The following is a 21,707-nucleotide window of genomic DNA, read 5'->3' on the forward strand; positions in this document are numbered from 1 at the left end:
CGTCACGGGGTCAGAGGCCGGGCATCCGCCGCAGATCCAGAGTCATCGGGAACTCTGGATGCGGATATTCGGTCTCTGGCCAATAGGAACCGGGGGTATGACCCAGTTTCTCGAACCGCGCAAGGCGGCGGGCATCGGCTTCGTTGGTGTTCACCGGGAAGGTATCATAGTTCCGCCCGCCCATATGTGCGACATGATAGGTACATCCGCCCAATGCCTTGCCCGTCCATGTATCGAAGATATCGAACACGAGCGGCACGTTGACCGGCAGCGTCGGGTGCAGCGCCTCGGCCGGCTGCCACGCCTTGAAACGCACGCCGCCAACCTTGACGCCATTGGCATCGGTCTTTGCCAGCGGCACCGGGCGTTTGTTGCAGGTGACGATATAGCGGTCCGAGTCCATCGCGGTCAGCTGCACCTGCATACGCTCGACCGAACTGTCGGTATAGCGCACGGTGCCGCCGATGGCGCCGCGTTCGCCCAGAACATGCCACGGCTCGAGCGCCTGATTGAGCTGCAGATGCACGCCTTCGTATTCGACCTCGCCCGCAAAGGGGAAACGGAATTCCTTTTGCGCCTCGTACCATTCGGAGCGGAAGTCAAAGCCGTGTTCCTTGAGATCGCGCAGCACATCAAGGAAATCCTGCCAGACGAAATACGGCAGCATGAAGCGGTCGTGCAGCGTGGTGCCCCAGCGCACCGGCTTGCCCTGAATCGGCGCTTTCCAGAACCGCGCCAGCAGCGCCCGGATCAGCACCTGCTGGGCAAGCGACATCTTGGCATCTGGCGGCATCTCGAAGCCGCGGAATTCCACGAGGCCAAGCCGCCCGGTTGGCCCGTCGGGCGAGAACAGCTTGTCGATGCAGATCTCGGCGCGGTGGGTGTTGCCGGTAACGTCGATCAGCATGTTGCGCAACAGGCGGTCGGTCAGCCACGGCTGCGGCGGCTCGCCCTCTCCCGGCGCCGGGAAATGCGACAGCGCGATTTCCAGCTCGTACAGGCTGTCGTGGCGCGCCTCGTCGATGCGCGGCGCCTGACTGGTCGGCCCGATGAACAGCCCTGAGAACAGGTAGGACAGCGACGGGTGTCGCAGCCAATACAGCACCATCGAGCGCATCAGGTCGGGCCGGCGCAGGAACGGGCTGTCGAGCAGCGTCTCGCCGCCGACCACCACGTGGTTGCCACCGCCGGTTCCGACATGCTTGCCGTCGATCATGAACTTGTCGGCGCCAAGCCGGGTCTGGCGGGCGTCTTCGTAGACGCCGAAGGTGATCTCCTTGACGTCTTTCCAGTTGTGGGCCGGGTGAATGTTGACCTCGATCACGCCGGGGTCGGGCGCAACGCGGATCACGTTCAGGCGGCTGTCATTCGGCGGGGTGTAACCTTCGATATGCAGCGGCAGGCCAAGCTCGGCGGCGGTTTGCTCGGCGGTGGTCAGCAGCTCGAGGTAATCCTCCAGCGCCTCGACCGGCGGCATGAACAGGCACAACCGGCCATCGCGCGGCTCGACCGCGATGGCGGTGCGCACCTGACTGCCCGCCGGATCGACGCCGACGCCCTGTGGCATCATGGCCTGGCGCGCGCCGGTGTCACGGGCCGCCGTAACCCTCTGCTCGTGGCCGGGGGTGACATCGGGCAGGGTTTCCGATTCCTCGCGGGCCTGATCGGCCTCGTCCTGCGCAATGCGTTCCAGCGCGTCCATCAGCGCGGCGCGGCGCTCGTCGAATTCGGCGTGGAAATCAGGCAGATCCTCGACCGGCACCGAGGGATCGGTCGGATAGACATAGGGGTAGGACGAGGGCGGGATGTAGGGCAGCGCGCCCAGCGGCAGGCGGAAACCCACCGGACTGTCACCGGGGATCAGGAACAGATGGCCGCGCCGGGTCTTCCATTTCTCGGACTGCCAGCGCGTGGTCGGCGGGACATGCTTGCTTTGCCACTGGCGCTGGATCGGCAGCACGTAGCCCGCCGCCTTGTTGAGCCCACGGTTGAACACCCGCGCGATGCGCGCCCGCGTCTCGGGATCCTTGAGCTTGTTGTCTTCGGGGGTCACATTCACCGGAAGTTCGGCTTCCTTGATGATCCATTCCACCGGGTCTTCGAAAGCGGGCTGCGCGAAATCCGGGTTCAGCCCGATGTTCTCGGCAAAGGCGGCCATGAATTTTCCGGCGTCGGCGGCATCGGCCCCCTTGGCTGTTTCACGTGCGACAAGATCGGGGTTCTTCCAGATCGGCACGCCGTCGCGCCGCCAGTACAGCGAGAAGGTCCAGCGCGGCAGCGTCTCGCCCGGGTACCATTTGCCCTGCCCGTAATGCAGGAAGCCGCCCGGCGCGAAGCGGTCGCGCAGCTTGCGGATCAGCTGGTCGGCCTTGTCGCGCTTGGTCGGACCGACGGCGGCGGTGTTCCACTCGGCGCTTTCGAAATCATCGATCGACACAAAGGTCGGCTCGCCGCCCATGGTCAGGCGCATGTCCTGCTGCTGGATCACCGCGTCGACCTTGTCGCCAAGCTTGTCGAGCGCCTCCCATGCCTCGTCCGAGAACGGCTTGGTGATGCGCGGATGCTCGGCAGTGCGGATCACCGTCATGTCGAAATCGAACTCGACCTTCGGCGCGCCGTCGGCGGCAAACCCGCCGGTGATTGGCGCGGCGTTGCGGTAATGCGGCGTTGCGGCCAGCGGGATATGCGATTCCCCGGTCAGCAGGCCCGATGTCGGATCAAGCCCGATCCAGCCAGCGCCGGGCAGGAACACCTCGCACCACGCGTGCAGGTCGGTGAAATCGTGATCGGTGCCGGACGGGCCGTCGAGCGCCTGAAGATCCGGCTTCAGCTGGATCAGGTAGCCCGAACAGAACCGCGCCGCAAAGCCGAGGTTGCGCAGGATCTGCACCAGCAACCAAGACGTATCCCGGCACGAGCCGCGCTTGTGCTGAAGCGTTTCCTCGGGGGTCTGCACACCCGGTTCCAGCCTCACGATATAATCGATGTGCTGCTGCAGCTTCATGTTGATATCGACGAGGAAGTCGACGGTGTTCATCTTTTTCTTGGGAATGCCCTTGAGGTACTCCTTGAGATGCGCGCCGACCGGCTCGGGGCGCGAATAGATGCGCAGATCGTTGCGAAACTCTTCGGGGTATTCAAACGGCCACTCATCGGCGATCTCGTCCACGAAAAAGTCGAACGGGTTGTAGACCGTCATGTCGGCGACCAGATCGACCTCGATCTTGAACTCGCGCACCGGCTCGGGGAAGACGAAGCGCGCCAGCCAGTTGCCATAGGGGTCCTGCTGGTGGTTGACGAAATGCCCGGCGGGCGACACCCGCAGCGAATGCGAAATCACCCGCGTGCGGGAATGGGGCGCCGGGCGCAGGCGGATCAACTGGGGCCCAAGTGTGACCGGGCGGTCGTACTTGTAGTGGGTCAGGTGGTGAATGCTTGCCGTGATCGCCATGTGAGTCCCGTCTGCCTAAAGTGAAGTGCCAACTCTTGAGAATTACCCAATCGGTGATCACCCTGAATGTAAAGCTCGCGAAAGGGTCGAGGGCGCACGGGATCAACCCTTCTTGCGCCATCGCACCATCGTTGCGCAGTGGCGCGGGCTCTTGTTCCAAGGTCGCATGGCGCGTCGCCGGGTCGGAAGATTAGGCTTCGCCCAGACAGAAGGCCCCTCGCGCAAAGGCGGCCTCGCAGCGGAGGAACACCACAGATGACGCCATCGACCGAGCATATCGACCGGGTCTTCAGGACCGTCAGCTCTGACCGGGCAGCAACGAAATCGCTGCTTGCGGCCTCGTGGAAACGCTCGATGACCCATTACGGGCTCGACCCGGCGCAACGGCGGGCGAAAGACCGGCTCGATCAGCCCGCGCTGAGCCGTCGCAAGGATCGCGTCGGGCAGTTGCTGGATATCGCCATGCCAAAGCTCGACCAGCTGTTCGGGCTGGTCTGTGGGTCTGGCTGCGGCGTGCTGCTGACCGATGAATTCGGCCTTGTGCTCGACCAGCGCCGGACCGACGCCGATGCGGGCACCTTCGATTCCTGGGGGCTGTCCCCCGGCGCCGACTGGTCCGAGGCCGCCGAGGGCACCAATGGCATCGGCACCTGCCTTGCCGAAACCCGGCGGCTGACCATTCACCGGGGCGACCATTTCCTCGCCCGCAACATCTCTATGAGTTGCATGGACGCGCCGATCTTCGGCCCCGATGGCGCGGTGGTGGCGGCGCTGGACATCTCGTCGGCGCGGGCCGATCAGACCGAAGGCATGAACCGGCTGATTGCCGCAACCGTGGCACAGACCGCCCGTGCCATCGAATCCGACCTGTTCCGCGCGTATTTCCCCAAAGCCCGGATCATTGTCGCCGACAGCGACGATGACGCAGCGGTTCTGCTGGCGGTCGATGCCGACGATCTGGTGATCGGGGCGACCCGCGCCGCGCGGCGCAGCTTTCAGCTGGAACCGCGCGGCGCGCTCAAACCGCGCCCGGCGGCGGATCTGTTCGATCGCGGCGAGGACGAGCCGAGCGGCTTTGAAAAGGCCCAGCGGGCGGCGGTGGTACGGGCGCTGACCCGTGCCGAGGGCAATGTCAGCCAAGCCGCCCGTGCGCTCGGGATCGGGCGCGCGACGCTGTATCGCCGGATGAAACGGCTCGGCATGAGCTGACAGCCTTCAGGGCATGGTGATCACAACCTTGCCGGTGGATTTGCGGGTTCGAAGCAGATCGAGCCCTTCGGCCACCCGCTCCAGCGGCAGCACATGGCTGACATGCGGGCGGATTCGCCCCTCGGCGTACCAGCCGAACAGGGTTTCCAGCGAGCCGGTCAGCACCCCCGGCGCAAAGTCGAGATAGCCCCCCCAGTACAGGCCCATCACCGTCAGGTTCTTGACCAGCAGGTGATTGGCCTTGATCTGCGGCACCTCCCCCGAGGCAAAGCCGATGCACAGTATGCGCGCTTCGGGTTTGCAGGCGCGGAAGGCGTCGGTGAACTGCGCACCGCCAACCGCGTCATAGACCACATCCGCGCCGCCCAATGCCTTGACCTGAGCGCGCAGATCCCCCGCCGTGGCGTCGATCAAATGATCCGCCCCGGCCGCCTGAGCCACCTTCAGCTTGTCAGCGCCTCTTGCGCAGGCAATCACATTTGCGCCCATCAGCTTGCCGATCTCGACCGCCGTCAGCCCGACCCCACCGGCAGCCCCAAGCACCAGCAGCGTCTCGCCGGGGCGCAGCCGCGCGCGGTGATCCAGCGCCAGATGCGAGGTGCCATAGGCGATCTGGAACGCCGCCGCGTCTTCAAAGCTCATGCTGTCGGGCATCTTCACCGTCCGCGCCGCGTCAAACACGCCGCGGCTTGCGAGGCCGCCCTGCCCGCCGAACACCGCGACCCGGTCGCCCACGGCAATTCCGGTGACCCCTTCGCCCAGCGTCTCGACCACACCGGCGACCTCCATCCCAAGCGTGAAGGGCAGCGGCGGCGTGTCCTGATAGCTGCCATCGATCATCAGCAGATCCGCGAAATTCAGCCCGCAGGCGCGGATCGACACGGTGATGTGATCAGCTTTCGCCGCGGGATCGGGCAACTCTGTCAGTTGCGGAGAAATATCATGCGAATTAATGTGATAAGCGCGCATTTGCGTCTCCGGCCTGTGCCATAGTTTGATCGTTATAAGCTTTTTGAGTCAATAACACGAAAATCTAGAATGCGACTCATCTTTCACTCAACCTTAACTTGTTTCATGTTAACCGTCCTCATCGTTAGGGGCGCAAAATGCTTGCTTCGGTGCAATCCGCCGATGTAGTTTCGCGCCATCAGGGATTGGCTGAGGCGACGCGTCTCTTGGTCGTTCGGCCGTTGATGCCAGAACAAGAAGAAAAGACATCGCCCCACCGGGCGTGATAGAAGGAACAACCGATGACGCATCCCGTCGACGTCCATGTAGGCAAACGCATCCGCCACCGCCGGTGGCTGGTGGGAATGACCCAACAGCAACTTGCCGAACAGGTCGGGATCAAGTTCCAGCAGATCCAGAAATACGAAACCGGTGCAAACCGGGTCAGCGCATCCCGGCTTTGGGATATCGCCGACGCGCTCGACGTCCCGGTGAGCTTTTTCTTTGAGGGCATCGAATCCGAACAGGACGCCACAGACGCCCCGGTCGCGGCCATGCCCGCCGACATCCTTGGCGACAAGGAAGCGCTCGATTTGGTGCGTTCGTATTACGCGATCCCCGAGAACCAGCGTCGCCGACTGTTCGAACTCGCCCGCGTCCTTTCCGACGTGGCTTGAGCCTCTGGGCCCGCTGCGGTAGCTGATCAGCAGATCCAGCAACGGAGCGGGCACATGACCTCTACACACGCCAACGGGGCCAACGGCCGTCACCGTGCCGATATCTCCGAACCGCTCGCGGCAGAGCTTTGGGCGACCGCCCATGCGTTGGCCGATGCCGCACGCGCGGCGATCTTGCCGCATTTCCGCGCGCTTGGGCTTGATGCCGAAAACAAGGATGCCTCTGGCTTCGACCCGGTGACCATCGCCGACCGCGCCGCCGAGGTCGCGATGCGCGAGGTACTGGCACAGCGCCGCCCAGCGGATGGCATCCTTGGAGAAGAGCTGGGCAGCACAACCGGCACCAGCGGCCTGACATGGGTGCTTGACCCCATCGACGGCACGCGCAGCTTTCTGTCGGGCACCCCGACCTGGGGCGTGCTGATTGCTCTGTCCGACGACAGCGGCCCCCGGCTTGGCATTGTCGATCAACCCTTCACCGGCGAGCGATTCTGTGGTGGCCTCGGCCGCGCCGACTATGTCGGCCCGCTTGGCACCCGCAATCTTGGTACCCGAGCCACCACAGATCTGGCCAAGGCGATCCTCTTCACCACCTTCCCCGAGATCGGCGCCCCTGCTGATCGAATCGCATTCGAAAAGGTCAAGGCGCAGGCGCAGCTGACCCGCTACGGCACCGATTGCTATGCCTATGCGCTGCTGGCGGCGGGGCACATCGACCTTGTGATCGAGGCGGGGCTGTTCCCCTATGACGTCGGCGGCCCGATTGCGGTGATCGAGGCGGCAGGCGGCATCGTCACCAATTGGGAAGGCGGCCCGGCCCATGGCGGCGGCCGCGTTCTGGCAGCGGCGAATGCGTCGCTGCATGCCAAGGCGCTGGCGCTGCTCAACGGCTGATCAGGCCAGCCACCAGCGTTCCGCCATCCGTGCATTGTCCAGCCCACGCGCCACCCCAAGGGTTGGCGGCGTGGCGATGCGCTCGCCCACCGCTGACAGGTGGTCGGCAAACACCGGGATCAACAGGCCACCTTCATCGCGCAAGATCTGCTGCATCTCGGAATAAAGCGCCCCGCGCCGGGCGCTGTCGAGCTCGGATCGGGCTTCGAGCAGCAGCGCCTGAAACCGCGGGCTTTGCGCCATGCCCCAATGCGATTCGTTCCACGGCGCGCCGTGCTGAAGCGCGGTCGAGAACATCCAGTCTTCGGTCACCCGGCCCGACCACGCGGTGGCGCGGAACGGCGTGTCCTGCCAATCAGCATCCTGTGCACCGGTTGGCATGATCTCGATCCCGGCAGGGCGGGCGGCGTTCGCATAAAGCTGCGCCGCCTCGGCCGCGCCCTCGAACGCGCTGTCCGAAACATGCAGCGCAACGGAAAGCCGGCTGAGCCCCGCTTGCCGCAGATGCCATGCGGCCAGATCCGGGTCATAGGCTGGCGCAGTCAGCGCGGCGTCGTGGTGATTGAGCGGGCCGATGGGGCTGTCGGCCCCGATACGGCCATGCCCCAGCAACACGGCATCCAGAATCGCCTGCCGGTCGATGGCGTGTTTCAGCGCCTGCCGAATGTGCCGCGCGTCAAACGGCGCAGTACTCGTCTGCATCGCGAAGCCGTAAAACTGGTTGCCCGACACCTGCTGCACCGTCAGCCCCGGCACGTCGCGCAGCCGCGCCGCCCGCGACGGTGCAACCCGGTCGATGACATCGACCTGCCCCGAGCGCAGCGCCGAAGCCCGCGCCGCGCCATCCGGCATGGCGTGAAATTCCAGCGCTTCGAACCAGCCCGCGGAACCGTCCTTGTAATGCCCCTCGACCCGCGTGCCGACAAAACGCCGCCCCGGCTCGAATGCCGCGACGCGATACAGCCCGGTGCCGATTCCCTGTGCCATCGCCTCTGGGATGCGGCTCGCCGGATAGATCAACAGCTGCGGATCGGCGAGCAGGTAGGGGAAATCCGCATTGCCCGCCGCCAGCGTGAACCGGATGCGATGATCCGACAGGCGATCCGCCTTTGCGATGGTCTCGACCAGCGGCCGCGCGCCAGAGCCGCCGCCCTTGTGTAGCGCCAGCGACGCGAGCACATCGCGCGCACCAAAATCGCTGCCGTCGTGGAAGCGCACGCCTTTGCGCAGCGTCACGTCCCAGATGCGCGCGTCGGCGCTGGCAGTCCAGTCGGTGGCAAGCTCGGCGCGCAGCGAGCCGTCGGCGGCGATTTCGGTCAGTGTGTCGAAAACGGCCATCGCCGCAGCGGCCATGAATCCGCCAGTGATCTTGCGCGAATCCCAGCTGTCAGTGGCGCTTGCGCCCGACAGCCCAGCCCGCAGCGTACCGCCGATGCGGGCAGGCGCCGCGGCAAGACCGGACGCGCCAAGCACCGCTGCGGCCAGCGCGGTCTGGATCAGGCGACGTCGTTTGAACCCGCTCATGCAGCCCCCCTTGGGCCGAAACGAATCCCGGCCAGGACAGAAAGACCAGAGGTTAACGGGGCCATGGGTCCTGTAAACCTTCTTCTGCGGCGATCTTGTCCATCACCCGCACCAGCTCGGCGCTGATTCCCGGTTCGGACAGCGCGTGCCCGGCATTGCGGATCATCCGCAGATCGCAATCGGGCCAAGCCTGCGCCAGCTCCCACGCGCGGCGCGGCGGGCAGATCATGTCGTAGCGCCCCTGCACGATCACGCCGGGGATGTCCGCCAGCCGATCGACATTGTTCAGGATCCAGCCATCCTCTTCGAGGAAGCCCGCATTGACGAAATAATGGTTTTCCAGCCGGGCAAAGGCGCGGGCGTAATCGCCGGGCGCATCGCCGCCGCTGCCGTTGGAATAGACCGAGGCCAGCGCGTTTTCCCAGCTGGCCCAGGCGCGGGCAAAGCGCGTCTCTTCCAGCACGTTGCCCGAGAACAGCCGCCGGTGATAGGCGGCGATCAGATCGCCCTGCTCGTCCTCGGGAATCATGTCGCGGAACCGCGCCCATGGCTCGGGCCAGAACTGCCCCGCGCCGCCGCCATAGAACCAGTCAAGCTCGGCCTGTGTCATCATGAAGACGCCGCGCAGCACCAGCCGCCGCACCCGCTCCGGATGTGAGATGCCGTAGATCAGCGACAGCGTCGCGCCCCAGCTGCCGCCAAAGACGATGAAATCCTCGATCCCCAGCGCCTCGCGGATCGCCTCGATATCGCGCACGAGATGCCAAGTGGTGTTGCCCTCGACCGAGGCATGGGGCTGCGAGCGCCCGCACCCGCGCTGATCGAACAGCACCACGCGATAGGCGCGCGGATCGAAATAGCGGCGCATGGCGGGCGAACAGGCGCCACCGGGGCCTCCGTGAAGCACGATGACCGGCAGACCTCGGGGGTTGCCGCATTGTTCGACATAGATCTTGTGTCCATCGCCCATGTCGATCATGCGTTGGTCGAATGGGTCGATGGGCGGATAGAGATACTGCACTGCGCTCTTTTGGCCCGAGTTTTTGTCCATATCAGGACTATATTGGCAGGCAGGCCCGAATGACCATGGGGGAAATTCAAGATATGAGCATCACTGTCGACCCAGCCGAGATCGCCAAGTTCGAGGCGATGGCCGCCGAATGGTGGGACCCTGCCGGCAAGTTCAAACCGCTGCACATGATGAACCCGGTGCGGCTTGATTACATCACCCGGCAGGTGGCCGCCGAATACGGTCGCGACCTTGCGTCGGATCGCCCGTTCGAAGGGCTGCGCATCGTCGATATCGGCTGCGGCGGCGGTCTGCTCTGCGAGCCGATGGCACGGCTTGGCGCCACCGTGGTCGGCGTCGATGCCGCCGAGCGCAACATTCCCGTGGCGCAACTGCACGCGCAGCAATCGGAGCTGACGATCGACTATCGTCACACCACCGCCGAAGCGCTTTCCGCAACGGGCGAGAAATTCGACGTGGTGCTCAATATGGAGGTGGTCGAGCATGTGGCCGACCCCCTCGCCTATCTGAGCGCCTGCCGCGCCCTGCTCAAACCCGGCGCGCTGCACCTGTGTTCGACGCTGAATCGCAACGCGAAAAGCTTTGCGATGGCGATTCTCGGCGCGGAATGGGTGATGCGCTGGCTGCCTAAGGGCACCCATGACTGGCAGAAATTCATCACGCCGGACGAGCTTTACGAGCTGTTGCGCCGCGCCGGGCTGACCCCGGTCGACCGCAAGGGATATGTGTTCAACCCGATCAGCTGGGCCTGGCATATTTCCGATCGCGACCTGTCGGTCAACTACGTGACCGCCGCCCTCGCCCCGGGAGAAAAAGCATGAGCCTGATTCCCGAGGGCAACCGCCTGTTCGTCATCGACATCGACTACACCGCGCCCTTCGAAGAGGTGCAAAAGGTGCTGGCGCCGCACATGGACTACGTGCGCGCCTGCTATGCCTCGGGGGTGTTCTTGATGTCGGGGCCCAAAGAGCCGCGCACCGGCGGCATCGTCATCGCGCAAGGCACACGGGCGCAGATCGACGGTATCATCGCGGGCGATCCATTCACCACCGCCGGGGTGGTTGCGACCACGATCACCGAATTTTCCGCGTCGAACATGGCCGAGGCGCTGAAGGCGCTCTAGTCGCCCTCGAGCTTGAGGCGTAAGTCGCGCAGCACCGGCAGCATGGCCCGCACCTTTTCGGCGCCAATCTCGCCGACCAGCTCGGTCACCACCGGGGCCATCGCCAGCAAGGCCGCCTCGCGGGCGTTCTTGCCAGCGGTGCTGATCGCCACCATCTTGCGCCGCGCATCGTCCCAATCGGGGCGGATATGCACGTAACCGGCCATCTCCAGCTTGGCGAGCGTGTTGGTCATCGCCCCTCGCGTGACATGAAAGCTACGCGCCAGCTGCGCCGGGCTGCGTTCGTCCTGCGCCCGCGCCAGATGGTTCAGCACAGAGAAATGCGAGATTTCCATCTTGTTGGGCAGCACGCGCGTCAATCTGTTCCGCAGGAGCTGGTCCGCGGTCAGGATCTCGCTAAAGAGCGATATGGCAAGCGCGGTCTCTGGTTTGGTCATTCTGCCGTGTCTGTCTGGGTGCCGCTCGTTCTGGACCGCAACCCCCGAACGGGTCAACCGGAAAGCTCAAGCTGCGGCGAGAAGCGCATCGAGCTTGCCGTCGCGTTCCAGCGCATATAATTCGTCGCAACCGCCCACATGTGTCTTGCCGACAAAGATCTGCGGCACGGTGCGCCCGCCATTGGCGCGCTGGGTCATTTCCGCACGGCGCGAGGGCTCGACCGCAAGGTCGATCTCGTGAAACGCCGCGCCTTTCGAATTCAGCAGGCGCTTGGCAGCCTGACAATAGCCGCAATAGGGGGTGGTGTAGATCTCGATCGGTTGCATCAACGGGGCCTTTCGCTTCAAGCTATTTCACCGGATCTAAGCCTCCTTTGCAACGCGCGCCAGTACACTGACGCAAACTTCACTGGCGCCTGCCGCAAGACAGGCCTCGGTTGCCGCACAAAGCGTCGCACCGGATGTCAGGACATCATCGACGATCAGCACCGGGCGGCCCGCAATCGCCGCCACGCGCGACGGGCGCACCCGCAGCACATCGCTCAGCGTGGTATAGCGCTGCTCGCGGGTCTTGCCCTCGAGCGAGGCGGTATGCCGGAGCCGTTCCAGCGCATCGGGCGCATGGTCGATCCCGAGCTCGCGCGACAGCGCACGCGACAACAGCGCCGACTGGTTGTAGCGGCGTTTAAAATGGCGCCGGAAATGCAGCGGGATGGGCACCGCCACCATGTTCTCGCGCAGCAATGGCCGGATCTGGCGCGCCATCCACACGGCGGCGGGCAGCGCGATGTCGTGGCGATCGCCGTGCTTGAGCATCAGCACCAGCTTTCGCCCATTGTCCTTGTAGACAAGCCCCGCCCGCCCCTGGCTCCACGCCGGGGGCGTGGTCAGGCAGTCGTCGCAGAATTCCGCATCCTCCGAATCGCCGATCAGCGGCACCCCGCAGCAATCGCAGACCAGCCCCGAGATGAACGGCGTATCGCGCCAGCAGGGGCCGCACAGGCCGAAATCGGTTTCCACCAGCCCGCCGCAGATCAGGCAGCGCGACGGGTAGACCAGCTTCAGCACGGTTTGCAACGCGGGCATGAACATTCTAACTGTCCTCCATGACCAGTCCCGCGCCCCTCGTCGACCGCCCCGCCCTTGCCCGGCACAGATCTCGTGCCGCGAGCAACCCCGCGCTGTTTCTGCACGAGGCCGCCCGCGACGAGGTGCAGGATCGCCTCTTCGTGGTTAACAGAACGTTTAAATCACCGGTCGTGGTGAGCCCTTTTCCGCAGGTCTGGCAGGAAATGCTGCCGGGGCTGGACGTTATTCCTGACGAGGACGTGCTGGCGCTCAAACAGGGCGCGCATGATCTGGTGATCCACGCGATGGCGCTGCATTGGTCGAATGATCCGGTCGGCCAGCTGGTGCAATGCCGCCGCGCGCTGGCGCCGGACGGGCTGTGCCTTGCGCTGTGTTTCGGCGGGCAGACCCTCAGCGAGCTGCGCAGCGCGCTTGGTCAGGCGGAAATCGAGATCTCCGGCGGCCTGTCCCCGCGGGTGCTGCCGATGGGCGAGATCCGCGACCTTGGCGGGCTTTTGCAACGCGCCGGGCTGGCGCTGCCGGTGGCCGACAGCTTTGCGCTGACCGCGAGCTATGAAAGCCCGCTGCACCTGATGCGCGACCTGCGCGCGATGGGAGAGACCAACGCCTTGAGCGCGCGGCTGAAACAGCCCACGCGGCGCGCCGTGATGCTGCGCGCCGCCCAGCTTTACGCGCAGACCTTCGGAACCGATGGCCGCATCCCCGCCACCTACGAAATCGTCACGCTGACCGGCTGGGCCCCAGATGACAGCCAACAAAAGCCGCTGCGCCCCGGATCTGCGGCGCATCGTCTCGCCGATGTACTGAATACGCGGGAAACGCCCCTGAGCGATTGATTCATTCAGAATCTGCGATACCTAAGCAAAACACTTTGGGAAAAGGTCAGGAAATGCTCGACGACACCGCCAGCCGCCCCGTTCACGCCCCCGCCGACCACCCGAAGGTGGCCGCGCCGAAAGTCGGCATTCTGCTCGCCAACCTTGGCACGCCGGATCACTACAGCTATTGGCCGATGCGCCGGTATCTTAGTGAGTTTCTTTCGGATCAGCGGGTTATCGACTATCCGAAATGGAAATGGCAGCCGCTGCTTCAGACCATCATCCTGACCAAGCGGCCCTTCAGCTCTGGCAGGAACTACAAGTCGATCTGGAACGAGGAGCTGAATGAAAGCCCTCTGATGACGATCACCAAGCAGCAGAGCGCCGCCATCGCCGCACGGATGCAGGCGCAGTACGGCGATCAGGTGATGGTCGATTACTGCATGCGCTACGGCAACCCGTCAACGCAGTCCAAGGTCGATGCGATGGTCAAGGCCGGTTGCCGCAAGATCCTGTTCTTCCCGCTCTATCCGCAATACGCCGGAGCGACCTCCGCCACCGCCAACGACCAGTTCTTCCGGGCGCTGATGGATCAGTCCTGGCAACCGACGGCCCGCGTCGTCGATCCCTACTTCGAACATCCGCAATATATCGAGGCCCTCGCCCAGTCGGTCGAACGCGGCTATGCGGCGCTGCCGGAGAAGCCCGACATGCTGGTGGTGAGTTATCACGGCATGCCGAAACGCTACCTGATGCAGGGCGACCCCTACCATTGCCAATGTCAGAAGACGACGCGCCTGCTGCGCGAACGGCTGGGCTGGGACGAGACGCAGATCACCACGACCTTTCAATCGGTGTTCGGCCCCGAGGAATGGCTCAAGCCCTACACTGTCGATCATGTCGCCGAGCTGGCGAAACAGGGCAAGAAAAACATCGCGGTGATTGCCCCTGCGTTTTCCGCCGACTGCATCGAGACGCTGGAAGAGATCAACGAGGAAATCCGCGAAAGCTTTGAACACGCGGGCGGCCAGCGGTTCAGCTATATTCCCTGCCTCAACGACGACGGTGCGCATATCGATGCGCTGTGCACGGTGATTTCAGAGAATCTTGGCGGCTGGGTCTAGGACCCGGCCAGCCCGACCCGGGCGCTGGACACAGAAAAAGGCGATGCCCGTGGACACCGCCTTTTCCAAATTCAAAAACCGAAAACCCGGTATCAGTTCGACGCAGCGGCGGCGATCACGGCGATCAGCAGCAGCGGGATCACGATGCCAGCCGACGACGACGACTGCTGTGCTTCTTCGACGACGACAACGGGTTCCATGACCACGTCATCCTTAGCATAGGAGCCAGCCATTGCGGTCGATGCAGTTGCAGCGAAAACGGTGGCGAGAGCGAGTTTCTTCATGTTAACCTCCAGAAAATCGCTTGTCGTAATGATTTCAAACGACAAGCACCCAAGACTTACCTCGTGAGTCTGTCTAACCAGCAATCAAAGTTTTTTGCAATCTGACTCACTTCGCCCGTGTCCAGCCTGCCGCAGTATTGTCAAATTAGCAACACCTGCGTCCCGACCTCTGCCATGTCGTAAAGAGCTTCGATGTGCTCATTATACAGGCCCACGCAGCCGTTCGAAGACCGGCGGCCGATCTTGCGGGTGTCATGGGTGCCGTGGATGCGATAGTAGGTCCAGCTCAGATGCAGCGAGCGGGTGCCAAGAGGATTGTCCGGGCCGGGGCCGACGAAATCGGGCCACTCGGGGTTGCGTTCCTTCATCGACGGCGTCGGACGCCAGCTGGGCTTGGGGTCCTTGAGGATCACCTCGGTGCGGCCGCGACGGGTCAGATCCTCGGTCAGCGGCACGGAACACGGGTAGAGATGATAGGTGCCGGCCTCTTCCCAGTAGTGCAAGGCGCGCGACTGGGTATCGACAAGGATCGCGCCCTTGGTCAGGTTCGAGAAATACGGCTGCCAGTCGAGCGAGCGGAAGCTCGACACGTTGCGGCGTACGATATTAGAGACATCCCGCTCGATCTCGACCGTGCCGGTGCTGTCGAGCGTTTGCGCCAGTGCCGGAGTTCCGACAAATGCCGCTCCGGCCGCAAGGAACGCGCGCCGGTCAAAACCTGTACCTGCCATGTGGATCCTGTCCCCCAAGCTGGGTCCGGCCAAGCGCCGGACATACGGATAACAAGGGCACATCATATGACCTGAATGCCGCAGTCGCAAATCAAACCCGGCGCATTCACGCCGATGTGCGTTTGATTGGCAACGCCCAACGCGCTAATCGGGATTAAACCCGAGATTTCGATCCGAAACAACCAAGGCAGTATTATGCAAAGACGTGCGTTCTTGATGATGGGGGCGGCGCTGCTGGCGGCAGCCTGTGCCCCCGCGCCCTATAACGAAGCTCCGGCGCTTGGACCGGATGGCAAGCCTCTGCCCAAGGTTTACCGGATCTCGGCCAATGACACCGGACGGATCGAATATTCGGTGCTCGATTCGGTCAACGCGCTGCGTCAGGCCCGCGGGGTTGCGCCGCTGCAGCTGAATGCCCAGCTCAACGCCGCCGCCGCGACCCACTCGCGCGACATGTCGGTGCAGAACCGCCCGTGGCATTTCGGCTCGGACGGCTCGTCGCCGATCGACCGGGTGCAGCGCGTCGGCTACACCGGGCGGCTCGTGGGCGAGAACATCTCGGAAACCTACGAAACCGAAACCGAAACTCTCGCGGCATGGATGGAAGATCCCGCCACCCGCGACGTGATCCTTGACGCGGCAGCGCGCGATCTGGGCATCGCCTGGTTTCAGGAGCCGAACGGCAAGATCTGGTGGACGCTGGTCACCGGCGTGCCGAGCGCGTCTTCGATTCCGGGCGCCCAGCAGATCGCCCTCGGGCAGTAAGCCCCCCGGTGGCCGCGGGCTGACGTGGCGCTTGCCGCACGTCAGCCCGCCTGCCGGGCGATCGCAGCCTCGATCAGGGGTGAATGGTGATCGGTGTGCCGTCGCGAACCATGGCGTAGATGTCTTCCATCTCGCGATCGCTCACGGCAATGCAGCCCCAGGTCCAGTCACGCCCGGCGCTGCGGTACGGCGGCGGGGTGCCGTGAATGAAGATGTCACCGCCGGGGCTCTTGCCCATCGCTTCAGCCTCGGCCCGGTCATCGGGGCTGGGGTAGGACAGGCCGATGCTCAGGTGATACCGGGAGTTGGGGTTGCGCCGGTCGATGAAATACAGCCCCTCGGGGGTCTTGCCATCGCCCTCGATCTTCTTGTCCCCGGACGGGGCAAAGCCCAGCCCGATGTCGTAGCTTTCCAGCACCTTGTCGTTGTGCAGCAGATACATGCGCCGGGCGCTTTTCTGCACCACCACATGAGTGATCTCGGGGCCATTGTAGGTTCTGAACTTGCTGTTGCTGCACGCCGCGAGGGCACCCGCCACCAGTAGCAGGGCAATCCTGAAAAACCGCATCTGTCCGCTCGTATTGTTATGGGTTGTTTTGCGGCCAACCATAGCGCGAATTCACCCACCGCGATAGCTCAAGGCGCGCTCACCTGTGCGTGAACGACGCCACCAGCTCGACATGGGTCGACCAGCGGAACTGGTCCACCACCTGCACCCAATCCAGCGTATAACCCGCCAGATCCAGCGCCGCCGCGTCGCGGGCGAAGGTCACCGGGTTGCAGGATACATGCGCGATCTTCGGCAGCTTCGCCAGCGCCAGCTGGGCGATCTGGGCTTCGGCCCCGGCGCGCGGCGGGTCGATCACCGCCGCGTCGAACCGCGACAGTTCGCTATCGATCAGCGGATCGCGAAACAGATCGCGCGCCTCGGTGGTGACGTGGCGCAGGCCTTGCGCCATACGCCAGCCCTTGTCGAGCGCCGCGATCATCGCCTTATCGCCTTCCACCGCATGAACCCGCGCGCGCTCTGCCAGCGGCAGCGCAAAGGTGCCCGACCCGGCGAACAGATCCACCACATGCGCCGCATCGCCCACGGCCTCGCGCACAGCGGCGAGCAACGCGGCTTCGCCCTGCGGCGTCGCTTGAAGAAACGCGCCGGGCGGTGGCACCACCCGCGCCGCGCCCATCTGCTGCTCTGCCGGACGCAGGGTCAGCACCGTATTGTCCCATGCGATGCGGGCGCAGCCGTGACGGCGGGCGAGCTCTGCCAGCTGCATTTCCTCGGTCGGGTCCAGCGGCTTGCCACCGCTCACCCGCACATCGAGCCCGTGCAGCGAGGTCGTCACCATCACCGACAGCTCTCCCTTGCGGGCGGCGCCAAGCACGGCCAGCGCCTCGACCAGTGGTAGCGCGCCGGTCAGCTCCGGCTGCACCAGCAGGCAATCAGGCACCGAAACGATGATGTCCGAGCCTTTCATGTGGAACCCGGCCTGCGCCCCCTTCTTGGTGCGCTTCGCCGAAAAAGACGCGCGGCGGCGGCTTTGCGGCGGCGAGATCGCGATGGGGCGGAACGCGGTATCAAGCGCATGCGCGGCAAGCGCCTGACGCACCACGCCAACCTTCCACTCGGCGGCGAAATCGTCACGGGCGTGCTGCAACTGGCAGCCGCCGCAGCTTTTGGCATAGCGGCAGGGTGCCTTGACCCGCTGTTCCACCGGCGTGACGATGCGCGGCTCCGCCATGCGGTCGCCACGGATGACGCCTTCCACCACCTCGCCCGGCAGCGCGCCGGGCACAAAAACCGGCCCCGGGGCGATACCGTCACCCTGGTGGCCAAGCCGCTCTATCGTAACCTGTTCCATGCGCTGCTCATGCCCCGGAGACGGGCCATTTGGCAAGCCTCACTCGGCGGCGTCTGCCTCGGGCACCATGAAACCGCCCGATTGGCGATGCCAGTAACGCGCATACAGGCCGTTTTGCGCCAGCAGCGCGTCGTGGCTACCCGCCTCGACGATGCGCCCGGCGTCGAGCACGATGATCCGGTCCATTTCCGACAGCGTCGACAGGCGGTGCGCAATCGCCAGCACGGTCTTGCCCTGCATCACCCGGTCAAGCGCCGACTGGATCGCCGCCTCGACCTCGGAATCGAGCGCGCTGGTTGCCTCGTCCAGCACGAGGATCGGCGCGTTCTTGAGGATCGCGCGGGCCAGAGCGATCCGCTGGCGCTGGCCACCGGACAGCTTCACGCCGCGCTCGCCCAGATGCGCCTCGTAGCCCTCGCGCCCATTGTGATCGCGCAACTTCAGAATGAACTCATGCGCCTCGGCCTTTTCGGCGGCGGCGATGACCTCGTCCATGGTGGCATCGGGCTTGCCATAGCGGATGTTGTCCAGCGCAGAACGATTGAACATCGCGGTTTCCTGCGTGACCATGCCGATCTGGCGGCGCAGGCTTTCCTGCGTGACCTCGGCGATGTTCTGGCCGTCGATGAAGATGCCGCCCTTTTCGGCGTCGTACAGCCGCAGCAGCAGCGCCACCATCGTCGATTTCCCCGCCCCCGAAGCCCCGACCACGCCGATCTTTTCCCCCGGCGCGATGTTCAGCGCGACATGGTCTATGCCGCCTTCCTTGCGGCCATAGGAAAACGCGACATCGCGAAACTCGACCCGCGCGTCGCTGACCTCCAGCGCCTGCGCGCCGGGCGCATCCAGCAAGGTGTGGGCCGGGGTGATGGTGCGGATGCCGTCTTCGATCTCGCCGATGTTGGCGTACATGCCCATCAGGGTAAAGCTGACCCAGCCGGTCATCTGCGCAAGGCGCAACGCCACCGCACCGGTCGCCGCGATATCGCCAGCGCTGACCATGCCGACCGACCAGTAGAACAGGGCACCGCCGATCAGCAGCACCGGCAGCGTGCCCGCCAGCGCCATCAGCCAGAATCGGAACTGCGCCGAGACATGGCCAAAGGCGATGAACCGGTCGCGATAGGTGCTCATGGCCCCCAGCGCGGCCTGATCCTCGAATTCGTCATGGGCGAACAACTTGACGGTCTTGATGTTGGTCACGGTGTCGACCAGCTGGCCGGTGACCATCGCCCGCGCCGCCGCCCGCGCCTTGGAGGTCGAACGGATGCGCGGCATGAAATGGCGAATGAGAAAGCCATAGGCAACGATCCATACCACCAGTCCCAGCGCGATGCGCCAATCGACCGCGCCCAGCAACCAGACCGAACCGACCACCGAGGCCACCGCGAACAGCACCGAATGCACGGTTTCCGTGATTACATCGTTCATCGCGCGGGCCGTCTGCATTTCTTTCTGCGAGATGCGCCCGGCGAAATCATTGTCGAAAAACGTCACCGCGTGGCCCAGCGTATAGCGGTGCACCCGGCTGAGGATCAGGTTGAACACGTTCGGCTGCATCATCACCGATTGCGTATAAGCCGACATCCCAAGGATCGCCGGCCGCAGCAGCACGAAAAAGCCAAGGCACATCAACAGGAACCAGCCCTGCGCGCTGAACACCTCGCTTGGCGCGCCTCCGAGGGCCCGGTCGATGACATCGCCAAGCAGCTTGGCCGACAGAACCTCGGTCACGCCGCCAAGAATGGAAAAGATCGCCGCCGGAACCAGCACCGGCCAAGCGCCGCGGATCGCCCATGCCATGAAACGCCAGAGCGTCGTGGGGGGCGGCGTCTTGGCGCGCGCAAATGGGTCAATGAGTTCGGAAAGAGTCATTCCGCAGCCTTCTCGGAGGTGTTGGTGGCGGGCTGGTCGGGGTCGAGGAAACCTCCGGACTGGCGGGCCCAGAACCCGGCATATAGCCCCTTTTGCGCCAAAAGCACATCATGGGTGCCCTCTTCGACGATCTTTCCCCCGTCAAGGACAAGGATGCGGTCCATATGCGCAATAGTGCTGAGCCGGTGTGCGATGGCGATGACGGTCTTGCCCTGCATCATGCCATACAGCGTATCCTGAATCGCCGCTTCGACTTCGGAATCCAGCGCGCTGGTTGCCTCGTCCAGCAGCAGGATCGGTGCATCCTTGAGGATGACCCGGGCCAGCGCGATCCGCTGGCGCTGCCCTCCCGACAGCTTGACGCCGCGCTCGCCGACCTGCGCGTCATAGCCGGTGCGGCCCTGCCCGTCCTGTAGCGTCAGGATGAACTCATGCGCCTGCGCCTGTTTTGCGGCGGCGATCATCTCGTCTTCGCTTGCATCGGGGCGGCCATACAGCAGGTTGTCGCGCACCGAGCGATGCATCAGCGCGCTGTCCTGCTGCACCATGCCGATGGCGCGGCGCAGGCTGTCTTGTTGCACCTGCGTCACGTCCTGACCATCGATGAGAATTTTTCCCGATTCCGGATCGTAAAAGCGCAGCAGCAATTTCACCAGCGTCGACTTGCCAGCGCCAGAGCGCCCGACAAGGCCGATCTTTTCCCCCGGCTTCAGGGTCAGAGAAATTTTCTCTAGCCCGCCCTGCCCGCGCCCATAATGATGCGTCAGCGCTTGCAGCTCGATCCGCCCGTCGCTCAGCGCCAGCGGTTTTGCCCCCGGCACATCGACAAGCGCGATGGGCTGGGCGATGGTCTCCATCCCCTCGGCGACAACCCCAAGCTGGCGGAAAAACGTGGTCAGCGCCCACATGATCCAGCCGGTCATGGCGTTCAACCGCAGCGTCAGTGCCGTCGCCGCAGCGACGATCCCGACCGAAGCGGTGCCCTGCATCCACAGCACCAGCCCCCAGCCCACCACGCCGACGATCAGCAGCCCGTTCAGCACCACCAGCGCCAGATCCATCTGCGTATAGATCCGCATTTCGGCGCGAAACGTGTCGCGGGCGAGGTCGATCGCCTCTTTCGCGTAATTGAGTTCCTGACGGTCCTGCGCAAACATCTTGACGGAGTGGATGTTGGTATAGGCGTCGACCACCCGCCCGTTCACAAGGCTGCGCGCATCCGACGCCGCCTTCGACGCCGGTCCGACCTTGCGGATCAGCCAGCGCATCAGCACGCCGTAGCCTACGAACCACAGGATCAGCGGCAGCATCAGCCGCGGATCGGCATCCGCCAGCAACACCGCCGCGCCAACGATATAGGCCAGCGCAAAGGTCAGCGCGTCAAAGACCTGAAACACCGCCTCGCCCGCCGCCGGGGGCGTCTGCATGATGCGGTTGGCGATGCGTCCGGCGAAATCATTTTCGAACCAGCCGATGGATTGCCGCAGCACCTGCGCATGCGCCCGCCAGCGGATCAGCACCCCAAAGCTCGGCATGATCGCATTGTTCAGAACCAGCACATCCAGCGCCTGGATCAGCGGCCGGATCAGCAGGATGAACAGCCCCATCAGCACCAGCGCCGTGCCATGATCGGCCCAGACCTGCTCCGGATCCCCCGCGAGGATGTCGACCACCCAGCCCATCGCCCAGATCAGCCCGATCTCGACGCTGGCAACCGCAACAGACAGCAGCCCCGCCCAGATGAACAGCTTGCGGAACGGCCTGGCGTATTGCGCGATGAACGGCAGCATCTTGCGCGGCGGGGTGTCTGTCTGCTCGTAATCGCAATAGGGATCAACGAGGTTTTCAAAGTAGCGGAACATGTCG

21 protein-coding genes are annotated in these 21,707 nt (G+C 64.4%); 8 read left to right on the forward strand and 13 right to left on the reverse strand.

Annotated elements, in window-relative coordinates:
- Window positions 1-10: 10 nt before the first annotated feature.
- Entirely contained in the window at window positions 11-3,451 is a 3,441-nt protein-coding gene (locus KO516_RS07290) for a DUF2126 domain-containing protein (RefSeq protein WP_216003123.1), read from the reverse strand.
- A gap of 255 nt (window positions 3,452-3,706) precedes the next feature.
- Between KO516_RS07290 and KO516_RS07295 the strand changes: the two genes are divergently transcribed.
- Window positions 3,707-4,660 carry a helix-turn-helix domain-containing protein gene (locus KO516_RS07295; RefSeq protein WP_216003124.1) on the forward strand — a complete coding sequence of 318 codons (954 nt, stop codon included), beginning with the start codon at window positions 3,707-3,709 and terminating at the stop codon, window positions 4,658-4,660.
- Between the two features lie 6 nt (window positions 4,661-4,666).
- On the opposite strand, the gene KO516_RS07300 is transcribed toward KO516_RS07295, so the two are convergent.
- On the reverse strand, window positions 4,667-5,629 hold the full coding sequence (locus KO516_RS07300) for an NADPH:quinone oxidoreductase family protein (protein ID WP_216003125.1): 963 nt from the start codon (window positions 5,627-5,629) through the stop codon (window positions 4,667-4,669).
- A 281-nt stretch (window positions 5,630-5,910) separates the two neighbouring features.
- On the opposite strand from KO516_RS07300, the gene KO516_RS07305 reads away from it, so the two are divergent.
- Window positions 5,911-6,285, forward strand: coding sequence for a helix-turn-helix domain-containing protein (locus tag KO516_RS07305; RefSeq protein WP_216003126.1), 375 nt, complete (start codon window positions 5,911-5,913; stop codon window positions 6,283-6,285).
- A gap of 54 nt (window positions 6,286-6,339) precedes the next feature.
- On the forward strand, window positions 6,340-7,179 hold the full coding sequence (hisN, locus tag KO516_RS07310; protein ID WP_216003127.1) for a histidinol-phosphatase: 840 nt from the start codon (window positions 6,340-6,342) through the stop codon (window positions 7,177-7,179).
- Here the strand turns inward: hisN and KO516_RS07315 are convergent, their stop codons facing one another.
- Both KO516_RS07315 and pip read right to left on the reverse strand, forming a co-directional pair.
- Entirely contained in the window at window positions 7,180-8,703 is a 1,524-nt protein-coding gene (locus KO516_RS07315) for an ABC transporter substrate-binding protein (RefSeq protein ID WP_216003128.1), read from the reverse strand.
- A 52-nt stretch (window positions 8,704-8,755) separates the two neighbouring features.
- Window positions 8,756-9,754: a prolyl aminopeptidase gene (gene pip / locus KO516_RS07320; RefSeq protein WP_216003129.1), complete on the reverse strand. Its 999-nt coding sequence runs from the start codon at window positions 9,752-9,754 to the stop codon at window positions 8,756-8,758.
- Window positions 9,755-9,807: 53 nt separating this feature from the next.
- On the opposite strand from pip, the gene ubiG reads away from it, so the two are divergent.
- The gene (gene ubiG, locus KO516_RS07325; protein ID WP_216003130.1) at window positions 9,808-10,554 is read left to right on the forward strand and encodes a bifunctional 2-polyprenyl-6-hydroxyphenol methylase/3-demethylubiquinol 3-O-methyltransferase UbiG; all 747 of its coding nucleotides are present in this window, start codon (window positions 9,808-9,810) and stop codon (window positions 10,552-10,554) included.
- Complete coding sequence (locus KO516_RS07330) at window positions 10,551-10,856, forward strand: YciI family protein (RefSeq protein ID WP_216003131.1); 306 nt, start codon at window positions 10,551-10,553, stop codon at window positions 10,854-10,856. Before ubiG ends, KO516_RS07330 begins: the two co-directional genes overlap by 4 nt.
- Here the strand turns inward: KO516_RS07330 and KO516_RS07335 are convergent.
- The 3 genes from KO516_RS07335 to KO516_RS07345 form a co-directional block, all read right to left on the reverse strand.
- Window positions 10,853-11,293: a MarR family winged helix-turn-helix transcriptional regulator gene (locus tag KO516_RS07335; RefSeq protein WP_216003132.1), complete on the reverse strand. Its 441-nt coding sequence runs from the start codon at window positions 11,291-11,293 to the stop codon at window positions 10,853-10,855. The genes KO516_RS07330 and KO516_RS07335 overlap by 4 nt on opposite strands.
- A 66-nt stretch (window positions 11,294-11,359) precedes the next feature.
- The gene (grxC, locus tag KO516_RS07340) at window positions 11,360-11,620 is read right to left on the reverse strand and encodes a glutaredoxin 3 (RefSeq protein WP_216003133.1); all 261 of its coding nucleotides are present in this window, start codon (window positions 11,618-11,620) and stop codon (window positions 11,360-11,362) included.
- Between the two features lie 36 nt (window positions 11,621-11,656).
- Window positions 11,657-12,385 (reverse strand): ComF family protein, encoded by a 729-nt coding sequence (locus tag KO516_RS07345; RefSeq protein WP_216003134.1) that lies wholly within the window; start codon window positions 12,383-12,385, stop codon window positions 11,657-11,659.
- A 14-nt stretch (window positions 12,386-12,399) separates the two neighbouring features.
- Between KO516_RS07345 and KO516_RS07350 the strand changes: the two genes are divergently transcribed.
- Window positions 12,400-13,218, forward strand: a complete 819-nt coding sequence (locus KO516_RS07350; protein ID WP_216003135.1) for an SAM-dependent methyltransferase — start codon at window positions 12,400-12,402, stop codon at window positions 13,216-13,218.
- A gap of 53 nt (window positions 13,219-13,271) precedes the next feature.
- Window positions 13,272-14,324: a ferrochelatase gene (gene hemH, locus KO516_RS07355; RefSeq protein WP_216003136.1), complete on the forward strand. Its 1,053-nt coding sequence runs from the start codon at window positions 13,272-13,274 to the stop codon at window positions 14,322-14,324.
- A gap of 92 nt (window positions 14,325-14,416) precedes the next feature.
- Here hemH and KO516_RS07360 read toward each other — a convergent pair whose 3' ends face one another.
- Both KO516_RS07360 and KO516_RS07365 read right to left on the reverse strand, forming a co-directional pair.
- Entirely contained in the window at window positions 14,417-14,608 is a 192-nt protein-coding gene (locus KO516_RS07360; protein WP_216003137.1) for a ferrochelatase, read from the reverse strand.
- Window positions 14,609-14,748: 140 nt separating this feature from the next.
- Window positions 14,749-15,339 carry a L,D-transpeptidase gene (locus tag KO516_RS07365; protein WP_216003138.1) on the reverse strand — a complete coding sequence of 197 codons (591 nt, stop codon included), beginning with the start codon at window positions 15,337-15,339 and terminating at the stop codon, window positions 14,749-14,751.
- A gap of 195 nt (window positions 15,340-15,534) precedes the next feature.
- Here KO516_RS07365 and KO516_RS07370 point away from each other — a divergent pair, with 195 nt between their 5' ends.
- Window positions 15,535-16,104 carry a CAP domain-containing protein gene (locus KO516_RS07370; protein ID WP_216003139.1) on the forward strand — a complete coding sequence of 190 codons (570 nt, stop codon included), beginning with the start codon at window positions 15,535-15,537 and terminating at the stop codon, window positions 16,102-16,104.
- A gap of 73 nt (window positions 16,105-16,177) precedes the next feature.
- Here KO516_RS07370 and KO516_RS07375 read toward each other — a convergent pair whose 3' ends face one another.
- From KO516_RS07375 to KO516_RS07390, 4 genes are all read right to left on the reverse strand, one after another.
- On the reverse strand, window positions 16,178-16,672 hold the full coding sequence (locus KO516_RS07375) for a murein L,D-transpeptidase family protein (RefSeq protein ID WP_216003140.1): 495 nt from the start codon (window positions 16,670-16,672) through the stop codon (window positions 16,178-16,180).
- Between the two features lie 79 nt (window positions 16,673-16,751).
- Window positions 16,752-17,966 carry a class I SAM-dependent RNA methyltransferase gene (locus KO516_RS07380; protein WP_216003141.1) on the reverse strand — a complete coding sequence of 405 codons (1,215 nt, stop codon included), beginning with the start codon at window positions 17,964-17,966 and terminating at the stop codon, window positions 16,752-16,754.
- A 39-nt stretch (window positions 17,967-18,005) separates the two neighbouring features.
- Window positions 18,006-19,841: an ABC transporter ATP-binding protein gene (locus KO516_RS07385; RefSeq protein WP_216003142.1), complete on the reverse strand. Its 1,836-nt coding sequence runs from the start codon at window positions 19,839-19,841 to the stop codon at window positions 18,006-18,008.
- The gene (locus KO516_RS07390; RefSeq protein WP_216003143.1) at window positions 19,838-21,703 is read right to left on the reverse strand and encodes an ABC transporter ATP-binding protein; all 1,866 of its coding nucleotides are present in this window, start codon (window positions 21,701-21,703) and stop codon (window positions 19,838-19,840) included. The genes KO516_RS07385 and KO516_RS07390 overlap by 4 nt, the downstream gene beginning before the upstream one ends.
- Window positions 21,704-21,707: the final 4 nt, after the last annotated feature.

This window comes from Citreicella sp. C3M06 (assembly GCF_018860705.1).
Taxonomy (GTDB): Bacteria; Pseudomonadota; Alphaproteobacteria; order Rhodobacterales; family Rhodobacteraceae; genus Salipiger.